This window comes from Providencia rustigianii DSM 4541, from assembly GCF_000156395.1.
In the GTDB taxonomy this organism is placed as follows: Bacteria; Pseudomonadota; Gammaproteobacteria; order Enterobacterales; family Enterobacteriaceae; genus Providencia; species Providencia rustigianii.
The window spans coordinates 708,475-723,791 of the sequence record NZ_GG703817.1; the positions used below are offsets into that span (position 1 = coordinate 708,475).

General features: G+C 39.7%; 19 protein-coding genes. 11 read left to right on the forward strand and 8 right to left on the reverse strand.

Going from position 1 to position 15,317, the window contains the following annotated elements:
- Positions 1-186: 186 nt before the first annotated feature.
- From PROVRUST_RS03395 to PROVRUST_RS03410, 4 genes are all read right to left on the reverse strand, one after another.
- The gene (locus PROVRUST_RS03395; RefSeq protein ID WP_039854186.1) at positions 187-540 is read right to left on the reverse strand and encodes a hypothetical protein; all 354 of its coding nucleotides are present in this window, start codon (positions 538-540) and stop codon (positions 187-189) included.
- Positions 541-731: 191 nt separating this feature from the next.
- On the reverse strand, positions 732-1,079 hold the full coding sequence (locus PROVRUST_RS03400) for a vWA domain-containing protein (protein ID WP_039854412.1): 348 nt from the start codon (positions 1,077-1,079) through the stop codon (positions 732-734).
- A 184-nt stretch (positions 1,080-1,263) separates the two neighbouring features.
- Positions 1,264-1,713 (reverse strand): methyltransferase family protein, encoded by a 450-nt coding sequence (locus PROVRUST_RS03405; protein WP_006813297.1) that lies wholly within the window; start codon positions 1,711-1,713, stop codon positions 1,264-1,266.
- A gap of 91 nt (positions 1,714-1,804) precedes the next feature.
- The gene (locus PROVRUST_RS03410) at positions 1,805-2,203 is read right to left on the reverse strand and encodes a hypothetical protein (protein ID WP_006813298.1); all 399 of its coding nucleotides are present in this window, start codon (positions 2,201-2,203) and stop codon (positions 1,805-1,807) included.
- A gap of 544 nt (positions 2,204-2,747) precedes the next feature.
- Here PROVRUST_RS03410 and PROVRUST_RS03415 point away from each other — a divergent pair.
- On the forward strand, positions 2,748-3,452 hold the full coding sequence (locus tag PROVRUST_RS03415) for a MarC family NAAT transporter (protein ID WP_006813299.1): 705 nt from the start codon (positions 2,748-2,750) through the stop codon (positions 3,450-3,452).
- A gap of 1 nt (position 3,453) precedes the next feature.
- On the opposite strand, the gene PROVRUST_RS03420 is transcribed toward PROVRUST_RS03415, so the two are convergent.
- Positions 3,454-4,104, reverse strand: a complete 651-nt coding sequence (locus PROVRUST_RS03420) for a transglycosylase SLT domain-containing protein (RefSeq protein ID WP_006813300.1) — start codon at positions 4,102-4,104, stop codon at positions 3,454-3,456.
- Between the two features lie 305 nt (positions 4,105-4,409).
- Between PROVRUST_RS03420 and PROVRUST_RS03425 the strand changes: the two genes are divergently transcribed.
- The 5 genes from PROVRUST_RS03425 to PROVRUST_RS03445 all read left to right on the forward strand — a co-directional run bounded on the left by PROVRUST_RS03425 (position 4,410) and on the right by PROVRUST_RS03445 (position 9,031).
- Positions 4,410-5,321 (forward strand): metal ABC transporter substrate-binding protein, encoded by a 912-nt coding sequence (locus PROVRUST_RS03425; protein WP_006813302.1) that lies wholly within the window; start codon positions 4,410-4,412, stop codon positions 5,319-5,321.
- Complete coding sequence (locus tag PROVRUST_RS03430; RefSeq protein ID WP_006813303.1) at positions 5,322-6,209, forward strand: manganese/iron ABC transporter ATP-binding protein; 888 nt, start codon at positions 5,322-5,324, stop codon at positions 6,207-6,209.
- Complete coding sequence (locus PROVRUST_RS03435) at positions 6,209-7,099, forward strand: metal ABC transporter permease (RefSeq protein WP_006813304.1); 891 nt, start codon at positions 6,209-6,211, stop codon at positions 7,097-7,099. Before PROVRUST_RS03430 ends, PROVRUST_RS03435 begins: the two co-directional genes overlap by 1 nt.
- The gene (locus PROVRUST_RS03440) at positions 7,092-7,958 is read left to right on the forward strand and encodes a metal ABC transporter permease (RefSeq protein ID WP_006813305.1); all 867 of its coding nucleotides are present in this window, start codon (positions 7,092-7,094) and stop codon (positions 7,956-7,958) included. The genes PROVRUST_RS03435 and PROVRUST_RS03440 overlap by 8 nt, the downstream gene beginning before the upstream one ends.
- Positions 7,959-8,161: 203 nt before the next feature.
- A complete protein-coding gene (locus tag PROVRUST_RS03445) occupies positions 8,162-9,031 on the forward strand; it encodes a fructosamine kinase family protein (RefSeq protein ID WP_039854188.1) in 870 nt (289 codons plus the stop codon).
- A 65-nt stretch (positions 9,032-9,096) separates the two neighbouring features.
- Here PROVRUST_RS03445 and PROVRUST_RS03450 read toward each other — a convergent pair whose 3' ends face one another.
- A complete protein-coding gene (locus PROVRUST_RS03450) occupies positions 9,097-9,636 on the reverse strand; it encodes a YniB family protein (protein WP_006813307.1) in 540 nt (179 codons plus the stop codon).
- A 308-nt stretch (positions 9,637-9,944) separates the two neighbouring features.
- Between PROVRUST_RS03450 and hxpB the strand changes: the two genes are divergently transcribed.
- From hxpB to PROVRUST_RS03475, 5 genes are all read left to right on the forward strand, one after another.
- Positions 9,945-10,610: a hexitol phosphatase HxpB gene (hxpB, locus tag PROVRUST_RS03455; protein ID WP_006813308.1), complete on the forward strand. Its 666-nt coding sequence runs from the start codon at positions 9,945-9,947 to the stop codon at positions 10,608-10,610.
- 193 nt (positions 10,611-10,803) lie between these two features.
- On the forward strand, positions 10,804-11,394 hold the full coding sequence (locus PROVRUST_RS03460) for a metal-dependent hydrolase (RefSeq protein WP_039854414.1): 591 nt from the start codon (positions 10,804-10,806) through the stop codon (positions 11,392-11,394).
- Between the two features lie 167 nt (positions 11,395-11,561).
- Entirely contained in the window at positions 11,562-12,953 is a 1,392-nt protein-coding gene (locus PROVRUST_RS03465; RefSeq protein ID WP_006813310.1) for an L-cystine transporter, read from the forward strand.
- 250 nt (positions 12,954-13,203) lie between these two features.
- A complete protein-coding gene (locus PROVRUST_RS03470; protein WP_039854191.1) occupies positions 13,204-13,590 on the forward strand; it encodes a YkgJ family cysteine cluster protein in 387 nt (128 codons plus the stop codon).
- Positions 13,591-13,819: 229 nt separating this feature from the next.
- Complete coding sequence (locus PROVRUST_RS03475; RefSeq protein ID WP_006813313.1) at positions 13,820-14,125, forward strand: hypothetical protein; 306 nt, start codon at positions 13,820-13,822, stop codon at positions 14,123-14,125.
- A gap of 151 nt (positions 14,126-14,276) precedes the next feature.
- Here the strand turns inward: PROVRUST_RS03475 and PROVRUST_RS03480 are convergent, their stop codons facing one another.
- Both PROVRUST_RS03480 and PROVRUST_RS03485 read right to left on the reverse strand, forming a co-directional pair.
- Entirely contained in the window at positions 14,277-14,603 is a 327-nt protein-coding gene (locus PROVRUST_RS03480; protein ID WP_006813314.1) for an AzlD domain-containing protein, read from the reverse strand.
- A 5-nt stretch (positions 14,604-14,608) separates the two neighbouring features.
- The gene (locus tag PROVRUST_RS03485; protein WP_006813315.1) at positions 14,609-15,280 is read right to left on the reverse strand and encodes an AzlC family ABC transporter permease; all 672 of its coding nucleotides are present in this window, start codon (positions 15,278-15,280) and stop codon (positions 14,609-14,611) included.
- Positions 15,281-15,317: the final 37 nt, after the last annotated feature.

The window sequence follows — 15,317 nt, forward strand, 5'->3', positions numbered from 1 at the left end:
CATGAACACAAATTGTTTATGATGATATACATCGATAGGAACTCAACTATTAATCATAACACAGACACATTTTATGGCGATAGGGCGTTGTCGATTATTAAAGCCCGATGATTGGATATAAATCACTTTTTTGTGATCGTTCAAATGGCGGCTCTCTCCCCTACGCCATATTGCTAAACATCATAATTACGGATCTTTATCTGAAGCTGATTCAATATAATCCGCCGTCATAATCAGCACATTTTTGCCATAACCATTACAGTCTGTTCTGACGGCATATTCTGGTAGCCATACAATTCGGGATTTAGAGTGGGATAAGCCTAAATTAAGCGTAGTTGGATAGTGCGATGATATTACGAGATAAACTAAATCGGTAGTTGCAGAGCATAACTCAAAATTGATCCTATCCCCATGAATGGCATGCCATCCTTCATGATAAGGAATACGTCCTTGCTCTGTGATTGTTTCAAGCTCATTCACCGTGTAGGTGACTTGTGGATAGGCTCTGAACGCTGAAAAGATAATTATTGCAGCCATCATTCTTTTTTTCATATTTAACCACACTTAATTTATTGTTAAATAACAGTTTTATTAAGCTACGATTACTGTATGTAATGAACAATAACTGCCCTTCAATATTGTGAATCTTTAGGGCAAAAATACATCTGAGCCTAGAAAAGCTTAAATTTATTATAAAGGCTACCTTCTATACTGAGATAGCCTTGCATCACTTACCAACAACCACGATATTGGCTATGGTTACCACCCCGTCCACGATAAGGGCGATTATATTGCTTATCTTCCTCGGTCCTAATTTTGAGTGATAGTTCATCAAGTTCTTTAACTAATGCTTTCACTTTCGCATCATCATCACTCGCACCTGCATCATAGAGTTTATTTAACTCAAAACGCTTATCATCGAATTCTTTCACTAGTTTAGTGATTTCATTATTTTCGCGGTAATTGCTGCTATTGTATCGATGGTCATAATTTCCATTACAGTAAGGACAAGCCGCTGCAGATGTAGAATAAAGCAGTATCGAAGAAACGATGGCACCTAGAAGGAATTTTCTATTCACGATATTAACCTCACTAAATTCTTGGTTATTATAGTGTACTATTTCAACAGAAAAATTGCCTTGACCCCATGATTTTGACAGCACTAAAAGCTAAATTAATGAATTTAAAATTCAATTTAGTTAAAGTTTATAGGTAAACTTACCTACCTTAGTTAATAATTTCAATATATTCAACTAAGGGATTTCACAACCAGCGACGTGTCTGTTGAATATATTTTCGCCACTCTTGTTTGAATTTTTCTGATAAGAATTTTTCTTCTTGTGGGATCGTATACAAATCCGTTATTAACCAAAAAATCAGTCCCGAAACTAGAAAATAAGGAGAATGAGTAAATAACGCGAGGCTTAAGCAGAGTGAAGTAAAAGCAAGATAAAGCGGATTACGTGATAATCGATAAGGACCATGGGTAATTAAAGACGTTGCTTGATGAGTTGGGTTCGGTGAGGTTTTTTGCTGAACAAAATAATATAGGCTCGTACCAATCCACCCTATTGCTTCTAATACAACTAAGATCCCTAATATTCCCATCCAGCCAGAAAAAGCCCAATAAAGCCCCTCTTTTAGATGCAAATAATAGGCAGCAAGTCCATTAAGAACCAACCAATTTAATAGTGGGAGACGAAAAATATGCATTACATATCCTAATCAATATTGATGTAATCAGCATATCATAGTTGAAATAGTCGAATGGGATGTTGACTAACTACAATGTTTTATAGCAACTCTAAGGCACGTAGCTCAAAGAAAAGACACTTTTTAATCCCTCAAGATTTGCATATTCTTGTTGGCATACCGCATTACGTACATCACTTGGTAAACTATTTAGTCGAGATTGAATATTGCTTAACTGCTCCTCTATGCCATTCATTCCTTTTACCTCAACAACCTCTGAATTGCTTTTCAGATAATCAGCAAAACTTTGTAGATTCTGTTCTAAGCTATCACATACCCCATTATTCAATTCACCTTGGAAAATGAGTGAACTCACAGTATCAGGAAGCCACTGAGAAACATTAGGATAAATGGACTGCTTCCATGTTTGAGGAAAAATAATTAATAATGCAGCAATAGCCACAATGAGTAGCATGGATGATGTCATTAATGGGGCTAGTAGTTTTTTCATTGGCTATCCTAAAATCACATTTAACACTCTAGATAGCATAACGAATAAACCGTAAATCAATTTTTAAAATAAAAATAGTTTGTAAAGAAAATAAGAGTAATCTCCACTAAAAACTAGCATTAAATCCTGTCATTAATCTTTTAATGAATTTACATAACCTGTCAGTAAAACACATTCCCCCCTGTATACTCTTTAACAAATGAAGACAATCCCCTCTAGCAATAATGCCCTTAACCTTTTTATTTACCATAAAAAGGTTTTTTTTTGCCTAATATATTGCGTGTTTTTAATCCACCAACGTATTACATTGTTATTAATGGAATAATTTAACTTATTCACATCTGAACAGGGCTGTTATCCACAGTTAATGTGCACAACTTTAAGTATTGGATTAAATAATACTGGTCCAGTATCTACCTTTTATTCTCCCCATATCGCCATTATTAAAGAAGATCGCTCCCATAACCAACACATCCAGGCTAATGTTTGTTATAGTCCCAAGCAACAAAGTTTTTCAAATTAAGTAAGGGAGCAATTTAATACTATGCAAAATATCTTAGCGCTTTTTCAAGCAGTTAGTATTGGATTAGTATTATTATTACCCCTTGCGAATCCATTAACTGCAATCGCAGTCATGTTAAGTCTCTCCGCAAACATGACCAAAGAACAACGGGATCATCAATCCCTGCTCGCCTCTATTTATGTGTTTATCATAATGATGGTTGCCTTTTATGCCGGCCAGCTAGTGATGAGTACTTTTGGAATTTCTATTCCCGGCTTGCGCATTGCAGGTGGACTTATTGTCGCCTTTATTGGCTTTGGGATGTTATTTCCCAATACTGAAACTACGGATGATAGTACAAATAATCAATTAGATGACCCCAGCGTACCGAAAAAACGTCAAGGCACTCAAAATATCGCTTTCGTACCTCTTGCGATGCCAAGTACCGCGGGTCCCGGCACTATAGCTATGATCATTAGCTCCACCGCTTCACTTCAAGGGGATGTGGGATTTGCGCCTTGGATACTGAATACGGCTCCCGTAATTATATTCTTTTTAGCCAGTTTGTTTGTCTGGATAGGATTAAGAGGAGCCACATCCATTATGAGATGGTTGGGTAATAGCGGTATTGATGCCATAGGGCGAGTTATGGGTTTTTTATTAATTTGTATGGGAGTGCAATTTGTTATCAACGGGATCGTTGAAATTGTCGCGCAACTCCCACACTTAATGTCAGAATATCAATAAATTACTGCAATGCATTATACGCATTTTTTACTTTCCACAGATAACGAGGTGCTTGTGGTGCAGGATGCTTAGATTGTACATGTTGATAAAATTCTTCAGGTGACAAGTTATTAATCATCGCTATCGCTCTGCTTTTGTCATTATCAAACGTACGTAACAGAGCACCGGCGCCATTAACATAAGCAACCACCGTTGCATAATATAAGGTTTGTGGATGGCTTATCCCCGCTAAATGCTGCTCTTTCAGAATGCGGATATAGGTAGTACCAATATCGATATTTTTGCGTGGATCTTTTAAATCACGAGAACTAGGTTCACCAGACTTACCTTGATAACGGTATGCATCACGTCCTGCCGTTGATGCTTTAATTTGCATTAAGCCAATTGCATTAGATTTACTCACAACTTCCGGCCTGAAGTTTGATTCAACTTCAATAATTGCTCTAATAAGTGTTTCATCCACACTGTAGCGTGCTGCAGACTCACGAATAAACTCATCGTAAGGTGTACGTGGGTAGCTAGTATTCGAGGCTGAATTGGATACTTGATTTCCATTATCTAGCATTCTTTGCTTATTTGCTGATTTATTCGGTTCACTCGAACAACCTGCTAACAGCAGAAGTACAAGCGCACTGCCGACCAATTTTTTCACTGTAGTATCCTCTGCTGATAAAAATCTCTGGAAGAATAGCTAATGTTTAGAAAAATAGTATATTTTTTACTTAACTTTTACTTCAGGACATGTTTTAGTCATATTCATCAATAATAACAACAAGAAACTCATCATCGATACAAATATTGTTTTTGACTTTTAGGGTCATTTTTTTCAATTGATATTGATAATCATTATCAATTGGGATATAAATTGTATTAGACTTAAAAACCACACTAACAATACCGTTAAAATAACGCTAATCCAATACAAACAATAGCAAGCTAAACGTTAGGGTCAATTTCATGAATAAACTGTTATCCCGATTTTCACTTCCTTTACTGGCCACTTTAGTTGCTTTAACTGCCATCCTATTTGGAAGCCAACCCGCTTTTGCAAAAAAATTTAAAGTGGTGACAACATTTACAATCATTCAAGACATAGCTCAAAATGTAGCCGGAGATGCCGCTATTGTCGAATCCATTACCAAACCCGGTGCAGAGATCCACGGTTATCAACCTACCCCAAAAGATATTATGAAAGCCTATGATGCTGACCTCATCTTATGGAATGGCATGAATTTGGAAGTATGGTTTCAACGTTTCTTTGAAAATCTCAAAAATGTACCTGCGGTCATCGTGACCGAAGGCATAGAACCGATGCCAATCCGTGAAGGGGAATATAAAGATAATCCGAATCCCCATGCTTGGATGTCCCCCGCTAATGCCCAAATTTATATCGAAAATATCCGTAAAGCATTCGTAAAACACGACCCTGCAAATGCTGAAACTTACAATGCTAATGCCAAAAAATACTCACAGCAGATTGCTGCATTAGATGCACCATTACGTGCGCGTTTAAATCGTATTCCAGAAAATCAACGTTGGTTAGTGACTAGCGAAGGTGCTTTCAGTTATCTAACAAAAGATTACGGTTTTAAAGAAGTGTATCTTTGGCCTATCAATGCCGAAGAGCAAGGTTCACCACTGCAAGTAAAAAAAGTGATTGATACGGTTCGTCAGCATAATATTCCCGTTGTCTTTAGTGAAAGTACCATTTCCGATAAACCAGCCTTACAAGTTAGCAAAGAAACGGGGGCTAAATATGGTGGTGTTTTATACGTTGACTCCCTATCAACCCCAGAAGGGCCAGTACCGACTTATATTGACCTGTTAAACACAACCGTTGATACCATCGCAAAAGGATTTTCACAGTAAATGAGCCTCACAAATCAGTTTGAACACCCACATCTTGTTGTCGATGATGCGACCGTAACCTATAACAACGGCCACACTGCAATTTATGATGCGAGCTTTAATATCCAAGGTGGTTCCATTTGCGCACTTGTTGGTGTGAATGGTAGCGGTAAATCCACATTATTTAAAACAATAATGGGGCTAGTTCCCCCTTCATCTGGTAGCGTAAAGTTGAATAATCAGTCAATTAAAACCGCGCTAAAAGAGAATGTTATCGCTTACGTCCCGCAAACAGAGGAAGTTGATTGGAATTTTCCTGTCTTAGTCTCTGATGTCGTTATGATGGGAAGATACGGTAAAATGGGTTTTTTTCGCATTCCCAAGAAAGAAGATAAAGATGCGGTTAAAATGGCATTAGAACGTGTGGACTTAACAGGATTGGAACATCGTCAGATTGGTGAGCTTTCGGGTGGTCAGAAAAAACGCGTCTTTTTAGCGCGAGCACTCGCTCAACAAGGAAAAGTTCTATTACTCGATGAACCCTTTACGGGTGTCGATGTTAAAACTGAAAATGCCATTATTGATCTATTACGCAGCTTACGTGATGAAGGACATCTAATTTTGGTTTCGACGCATAACCTAGGTAGCGTGCCAGAATTTTGTGACCATGTGATCCTAATAAATCGTACCGTACTGGCTAGTGGTCCAACGGAAACAACCTTTACCCAACGAAATCTACAACAAGCTTTTGGTGGCGTTCTTCGTCATATTAACTTATCCGGTCAAGAACTCCATGACGATGATGACCCTCGCTCAGTCACGGTCATCACCGATGACGAACGAGCCGCAGTATTCTATGGGCACGACCACGATGCTCCGGTCAGAAAAAACCAAACTAAGGAATCATAATGATTGAGTTGTTACTGCAACCATTTGAGTACAACTTTATGGTGAAAGCCATTTGGGTCAGCGCTATCGTCGGTGCGGTATGCGCTTTCCTTTCGGCTTACCTGATGCTCAAAGGCTGGTCATTAATGGGAGATGCGCTCTCCCACTCGGTTGTCCCGGGAGTTGCGGGGGCTTATGCATTAGGTTTACCTTATGCCGCTGGCGCATTTTTTACTGGGATCCTTGCCGCTCTCGCCATGACTCTCGTTAAGCACCTAACTCGTTTACGTGAAGACGCCGTTATTGGTTTTATTTTTTCGACCTTTTTTGCTGCTGGGTTACTGATCGTTTCTTTAAATCCCACTTCAGTGAATGTGCAAAGTATTATCTTTGGTAATATTTTAGGGATTGCCGACGCTGATGTACTCCAAGTGGAAATTATTATCGCGGTCTCTTTCATTGTATTGATGTGCTTGTGGAAAGATCTGCTCGCCGTATTTTTTGATGAAAGTCATGCCCGATCCATTGGTTTGAATCCGCTACGCTTAAAAATTATTTTCTTTACTTTATTAAGCGCGTGTACCGTTGCAGCATTACAAACTGTTGGCGCTATATTAGTCATTGCCATGGTCGTCACCCCAGGTGCTACTGCTTATCTATTGACGGACAAATTTAAAACCCTTCTGATCATTTCAGTTTCCATTGGAACAGCCACCAGCGCTATTGGTGCTTACCTCAGTTACTTTTTAAATGGTGCTACCGGTGGGTTAATCGTGACCTTCCAAACAGCGATTTTCTTATTAGCGTTCTTCTTTGCTCCGAAGCATGGCGTTTTTGCCTCTCGCCGTAAAGCACGAAAAGAAGTCGCAAAACTGCACCAAACTAAGCAGCAAGGAGTGTCCCATGAGTGATTTTATCGACTTATTGATGGCTCCCTTTGCATTCCCATTTATGCAAAAAGCACTCCTTACTGCAATTGTGACAGGTACTGTGTGTGCGATTTTATCCTGTTTTTTAGTACTCAAAGGCTGGTCATTAATGGGTGACGCTATCTCCCATGCAGTATTACCGGGGATCATTATTGCCTCACTCATTGGTATTCCACTAGCTATCGGCGCATTTGCTTCTGGATTATTTTGTGCTGTTGCAACGGGGTATCTAAAAGAAAACAGCCGTATCAAAGAAGATACAGTGATGGGAATTGTCTTTTCCGGCATGTTTGCCATTGGTTTGGTCATGTTCGCTAAAATTGATACTGAGCAGCACCTGACGCATATTCTATTCGGTGATATTTTGGGGATCACTAACGAAGAATTTAAACAAATTCTCGTATTCGCCGGGATTACTGTCGCTGTGATTTTATTAAAACGTAAAGATTTTATGCTGTATTGTTTCGACCCCAACCAAGCACGAGTAATTGGCCTTCCCGTTAAACTATTGCATTACGGTCTACTGTCTCTATTAGCGCTAACGATTGTGGCATCATTGCAAGCCGTGGGTATTATTCTCGTTATCGCCATGCTCATCTCACCTGGCATTATTGCTTTTGTTCTATGCCGTAGTTTTGGTTGGATGCTCGTGGTCGCAATTATTGCCTCCGTCACATCCAGTGTTATCGGGACCGTATTGAGCTTCCATATCAACGCCACTACAGGACCAACCATTGTGGTGATCCAAGCAGGTTATTTTGTGATTGCATTGCTGTACAGCAAATTAGTTTTAGCGCGTAAAAAATCCCATGTTATCCCTCAGGATCTGCATACCGCATAATACAATTCCAAGGAGCTAAATATGATATCCCCATATTCAGCTCCATTTTCCCACTCTCCCTCAATCTCCACGCTATTCTCACTATAAATCATCTAAAACCATTTCATGCTATCGCCTTATTTTTAAACAAGGATCACTGTTAATTCCTAAATTGTCGCTATAGTATGGTATTAGTGAATGTCAAAATCACAGCGAGGTGGATCATGTGGCAAGCAATGTGTCGTTTATTAAGTGAACACTTTGGTGAAGCAGAGCTGAGTAATAAAGTTATTCTCTCTGGGGGTGATATCCATAATACGTTAAAAATAGACTATGGCGATCACACCGTATTTATTAAACAAAACCGGCGTGAATTTCTACCATTATTCAAGCAAGAAGCCGAACAATTGGAAATGCTGGCAAAAAGCCAAACCATCACAGTCCCCAAAGTGTATGGCCTTGGTAGCAATAAGCACCATAGTTTCCTTTTGCTTGAGTATTTTCCCTTAAAATCCTTTGATAACACGAATGCATGGCATTTTGGTCAGCAGCTAGCACGTCTGCACCAATGGGAGGAGCAACCTAGTTACGGCTTTGATTTTGACACAATGCTGAGTACGACAGTGCAACCTAACGCATGGGAAAAACGTTGGAATACTTTCTTTGCAGAAAAACGTATAGGTCTGCAATTACAAATAGCGTCAGAAAAAGGCATGATATTTGGGGATATCCAAAATCTTGTGGATATTGTCAAAGATAGGCTTGCTGGGCATCAGCCACAACCATCCTTATTACATGGGGATTTATGGCCAGCGAACTGTGCAATGACCAATCAACTCGATGGTGTTCTATATGATCCTGCTTGCTATTGGGGGGATAGAGAGTGTGATATTGCCATGCTACCATTGTATAAGGATATTCCGATTCAAATTATCGATGGCTACCAAAGTGTTTGGCCTCTCCCTGCTGGTTTTTTAGATAGGCAACCTTTATATCAACTCTATTTTTTACTTAACCAAGCAAACATTTTCGGTAATGAGCAAAGTTATTTACAGGCACGTAGCATCGTTGATCGTTTATTAGAAGAGCATTAATCTTACGAAGTCAATATCGAGCTATAGGAAATCCTAGCCCTATGGCTCAATATTATTTTAGTCTATTACCAATTCAGTAATTTAAGACCAAAGTAAATGACAAGACCAAGTACAATTGGCCAGAAGTACATCAGGAAAAACTGCTTAAAGATAGTATGTCGAGGAATTGTCACCTTCGACTCTAGCTCTTCCTTAGTCACTTCACTTCCTTTCGCATTCTCTAAGATCACATGGTCTTCAATACTTTCACGAATAAATTTAATTTGTCGATACATACGTAATCCTGATGCGCTCAGGGCTAAGCCAACAAAAATGAAAATGAAAATAATAAAAAAACCAATCGTACTGCCTGAGAAACCACTACTCACTTCAGGTACGGGGGAGTTATTCCAAAATGTGTTTAAAAATGGTGTGCTTTGACGTGTCATTTCTGCCATTAATTTAACAAAATCATTCGCCACCGCATTGATCCCCTCACCTTGGATCCCTTTAAGGGCAGCTAGCTTAATTAATGATGCCAGAGTAGAAATTAACGCTACTAAAAATACAATCCAGCCTAAAATACGTTTGCCGATCGCAATAGAATTTGCCTTGTGGTAATTCATTACAACTATTCCTCAGAGTTTTTTTCTACGCTAATCATAGCCGATATTAATTATCGCCTCCAAATTTATGGAAAAAAATGATAGTTAAAAAACGAGTTTCGGATTATTCAAATCCTTCATCCTGATGAGAAGAGCAGCCAAACTCAAATTTTGAGTAAAAACAGTACATAGCACAGATATGGGTATAACCGAAAGCCATGAATTGTTAGAATAGATTTAAATCACAACGGTGACTGTTTTTTAAATAACCACGACAACACTCTCATACCCTCATTCCGCATGGGTATCTCAATGAATGGAGTTTTGATATGTACCATAAATTACCTATCCAATCAGTGATCTTTGATATGGATGGTTTGCTCATTGACTCAGAACCTTTTTGGGAACAAGGGGAGAATGAGATATTTTCAGAGTTAGGTGTCGATTTATCCCTGAAAGATACGCTTCCGGATACCCTTGGATTACGTATTGACCATGTTGTTGAGCTTTGGTACAACGCTTCTCCTTGGCAAAACTGTAGTTTAGAAGAAACTAAACAGCGCATTATTGACAGAGTAATCGGTTTGGTCGAGGAAAAACGCCCTCTACTGCCCGGTGTTGAGCATGCACTGGAACTGTGCCGCTCCATGGACTTAAACATTGCTTTAGCGTCAGCATCCCCCGATTACATGCTAGAAAAAGTGCTAAATCTATTTGATATCCGACACTATTTTTCTGCTGTGGTTTCTGCAGCTGACCTGCCACTAAGTAAACCACACCCAGAAGTCTATTTAAAAGCCGCTGCCGAATTATCGACAAAACCTATTCATTGCGTTTCTCTGGAAGACTCATTCAATGGAATGATTGCAGCAAAAGCCGCAAGAATGCGTTCAATCGTCATCCCAGATAAACGTCATATGAATGACCCTCGTTGGGGTCTGGCTGATATTAAACTCAATTCATTGAATGAATTACGCCCAGAACATTTGCGTTAATTTCATTATCCATTGACGACTCTTTATCCCCCCTAGTCATTGACTAGGGGTAACTGACCTTAAAGTATAAAAATCTGTCCTTATAGTCTAATAAATAAGAGTTTTTTTATCTTTAGCCCCCTATTCAATTACGCTTAAACCCTTTATACTCCCCACCTACTGTATAGATGAACAGATGGTATTTTATCCACTAATGACTGCTGAAGGGCATCTGCTATTTTCCGTCGCCTCACTGATCATGGCTCATAAATTGCAAATCACACCTGAGTTCGCTCAAGGTGATTGGTTGCACATGGTGCCAGGGGTTTTATTGGGCGCATTATTACCTGATATTGACCACCCTTCTTCGATTCTTGGTCGATTATTTCGCGTAATATCACTTCCTATTTCAAAACTCTGTGGTCATAGAGGGTTTACTCACAGCTTAATTGCATGGCTGATTTTACTTATATCTTGCTACCAATGGTTACCGACTCAGTGGGGGCTTCCCGCTGATTTAATTCAAGCTTTTTTACTGGGTTATATGAGTCATCTCGTCGCTGACATGCTTACCCCTTCTGGCGTTCCCTTTTTATGGCCTCTTCCTACTCGGTTCTGTTTCCCTATTCTGCGGGGTAAAAATAGTAAACGGGGAGAACGTTTCATTTCCGTGCTTTTGACCGTCTGTGCGGTACTGCTTCCCATTGATCACTCTATGGATTTTCACGTACAACTAGATAACATTGTTAATTATTTGAATAATAAGTTAAATATACACTTCCCGACAAATACATCACTTTTGTAATATACTGTAAGCATGAATAGCGCTATCTTATAATTTTTGATTATAAGAAATGCTGTTATTCAGCTGATAACATATAACCAGTTGTTAGAAGGAGTCACATCCTTATATCCAATAAGGATTAAGCAGCAAGTTTCATCATTTATAATAATTACGACTTGGAGTGTGGAATGAATATTCCCCTGATAATCAATGTGCTCATTTTTGTAGCACTACTCATACTGTTAGCAAAACTCGGAGCAAATGGCTGGAGTCTGTCTAAGAAAGTATTACTCGGTCTCGTCTTCGGTGTTGCTTATGGTGTAGGCCTGCACCTTGTATATGGTACTGGTCACCAAACGGTTAAAGACTCCATTCTTTGGTTTAATATCGTCGGTAATGGCTACGTTCAGCTATTACAAATGGTGATAATGCCACTGGTCTTCGCGTCTATTCTGAGCGCAGTAGCCAGACTACATAAGGCTTCATCACTTGGGAAAATTAGCTTTTTAACGATTGGTACACTGTTATTCACTACGGCTATAGCTGCATTAGTGGGTATCTTAATCGCCAATCTGTTCGGATTAAGTGCAGAAGGTCTGGTTCAAGGTCAATCAGAAACTGCGCGCCTAGCAGCCATCGAAACTAATTATATTGGAAAAGTATCGGACTTAACTGTTCCACAACTGATCTTATCCTTTATTCCAAAAAATCCGTTTGCAGATTTAACAGGTGCAAGCCCAACATCGATTATCAGTGTTGTTATCTTTGCCGCATTCTTAGGTGTTGCAGCCTTACAACTGTTTAAAGATGACAAAGAACGTGGCGAAAAAGCCTTAGCCGCAATTGATGTCTTGCAAGCTTGGGCAATGAAATTAGTCCGCTTAGTCATGCGTTTAACCCCTTATGGTGTTATGGCGCTGATGATCAAAGTCGTGGCAAGCTCTAACCTTGCTGATATCCTAAACTTAGGGACTTTCGTTATCGCGTCCTATGTAGCGCTAGGAATTATGTTTGTGGTTCACGGTATTTTAGTGGCAACAACGGGATTAAACCCTATCAGATTCTTTAAAAAAGCGGGTCCAGTACTTACATTTGCATTTACTAGCCGTTCAAGTGCTGCAAGTATTCCACTGAATATTGAAACCCAGACTCGTCGTTTCGGTATACCAGAGTCTATCGCGAGCTTCTCTGCTTCTTTCGGTGCAACTATTGGTCAAAATGGGTGCGCAGGTATCTATCCAGCAATGTTAGCGGTTATGGTGGCTCCCACTATGGGCATTAACCCATTTGACCCACTGTGGATCGCGACCTTAGTCGGTATCGTCACTATCAGTTCTGCAGGTGTGGCTGGCGTGGGTGGTGGTGCAACTTTTGCTGCATTGATTGTTCTACCTGCAATGGGATTACCTGTAACACTGGTTGCGTTGCTGATTTCTGTTGAACCATTAATTGATATGGGCCGTACCGCCCTCAATGTTAGTGGTTCTATGACAGCAGGTACCGTGACTAGCCAGTTAATGGGTGAAACAGATAAAGCTATTTTCAATCAAGATGATGATGGCGATCTAAAGCACGTTTAACCCTTCGCAAACACTAACACTCATTGAAACCTGCCCATCAAACGGCAGGTTTTTTTGTGACTAAAACTCGCTAATCGTTTTTTCGTTATTCTCTCTAGTAAAATTGTTCGATTTTAACGCTAAAAATAATTGCCAATATGTGAATTTACGTAACATAATAATATTTGAGTGGCATTTTCTTAGGCTTCCTGCCTGTGTCGCGGATCCCGTTTCCTACGGGAATTATCAACTTCATTACGGTGATTTTTATATGGGTAATATTCATATACTAAAAACTGATCCTTCAAATAACCCTTGTGTCAGCTGTGGTGCATGCTGTTCCTACTTTCGCGTATCGTTTTATTGGGCTGAAGCAGAAGATGGTGGAGGAACTGTTCCTCAGCATTTAACTGAAAAAATCACGCCGTTTGTGAGTTGCATGCAAGGAACAAATCAAAAAATTAATACCCGTTGTACTGCACTAACTGGCACAGTAGGTGAGTGTACGTCTTGTTCTATTTATGAACAAAGACCCACTCCATGTCGAGAATTCGAACAGTCTTGGCACAATGGTATTCATAATGAGGCATGCGACCGTGCTCGTGCTGCCCATGGGCTTCCCCCGCTCGAGCAACAACAACCGCAAATCGCGTGCTAAACGTCAATGACCCAGAGATATTCTGGGTTATCTCTCACTTAATTAGTGTCTGATTTTTGACTATTTTGTTTAAATCAAAAAGAAACAACTTCTGTCTTTTCAAAACTATGAGTAAAGAAAGGACAAAAAGTGCAGGAATTATGAAGCTTCAGTCAATAGAGGTAAAAGCGATTGCCTGTACAACTCAATTGATGAATTATCATCTCATCGCACATATGAGGAGATCGATATGAAAAAATTAAATCAAGGTTTGTTAGCGGCTGTTTTATTAACTGCAGGTTTTGCTGCGATGGCAAATGGTGTAAATAATAAATCACCCCGCCCTTACGCAGGTAATCACCACAATATGGTATACAGCGTAACAGAGCAAACAACCCAACCGAATGAAACAATAAAAAAATTAGTCAATAACGTGCCAAAAATAGAAGATGGTAAACGCTACATGATCCGTGTTTCAGTGGTTGAAATACCGGAACAAGCACCAATGAAACAACCAATGGCTCCCGTGTCGATTCCAGCACCAGCAGCTAAATAAAAGCATCAAATACGTTAAACATAGGTTGTGCCTGTTACAGCGATAACTAAAACCATATCGCATTGTTGGTTAAAAATCAGTATCTTACTCGCACACAATAAAGTTTAGATATATCCCTAATTTTGCCCCTACGCCCTAGGGGCTTTTTTCTTTATAGCGAAAACAATAAACGTAGAAGTGCTGTCACAATTGCAGCAGATAACACAATTACAATGAAAGGCTGACGATACCAAGTCAAAATACCGGCAACAACCACGCCAATCACTTTCGCAATATCTGAGATTTGCTCACCGGAAAATAGCGTTGATGTTATTGCGACCGAGAATAAAATCACAATAGCCGCCGCTGAAAATAAAGCTTTACTGCTTTCAGTTAAAGCAACTTTCCCTTTCAGGATTGCACCAGATGCGCGCATTAAATATGTTCCAATTGCCAAGATTAAAATACCACTGACAATCAGCCATGGATTCTCCATCATAATTGTTATTTCCTGATGTAAATAACTAAGCTCAATAATGCCAATAACACCGGGATACCCGCTGGTAAATAAGGTGTCGCTGCCACGGCGATCACTGCCCCAATAATCGCGGTTAACCGTAAGCGTTTATCCTTTAATGCAGGAAGTGACAATGCCAGAATAATGGCTGGGAACATCGCATCCATGCCTAATCGATGAGTATCTTGAATAAAACTACCTAATACTTCACCAATAATCACACCAACAGGCCAACAAATCAGTATTCCCAACCCACATAACCAAAATGCCGCTTTTTTCTCGTTTTCATGCTCCTGAGCCAAGCCAAAAACCACACTTTCATCATTCATGATGTGGTAGCCAAGCAATGCGCGAGGACCTTTTCCTGTCAATTCACTCACTGCAAAGCTGAAAGGAATATGCCGAGAGTTCACTAATAAACCAGCTAATGCAGCAGAAATCGGGCTTCCTCCCGTAAAAATAACACCAATAAATAAAAACTCTGACGCCCCAGCCAATACAAGAATGGATAAAGTAAGTGGAACCCACCAGTCAAATCCTTGAGAGTGAGCTAAAGCGCCATAAGAAATACCGACAATTAAGTCTGCAATACACACCAGTGCAATGTTTTTCACTGTGCTATTATTGAGAATAGAAAATTGGAGCTTAGAAGTAAGCATATTTCAACCGTTCGATATAAAAAACATTCGTTCATTA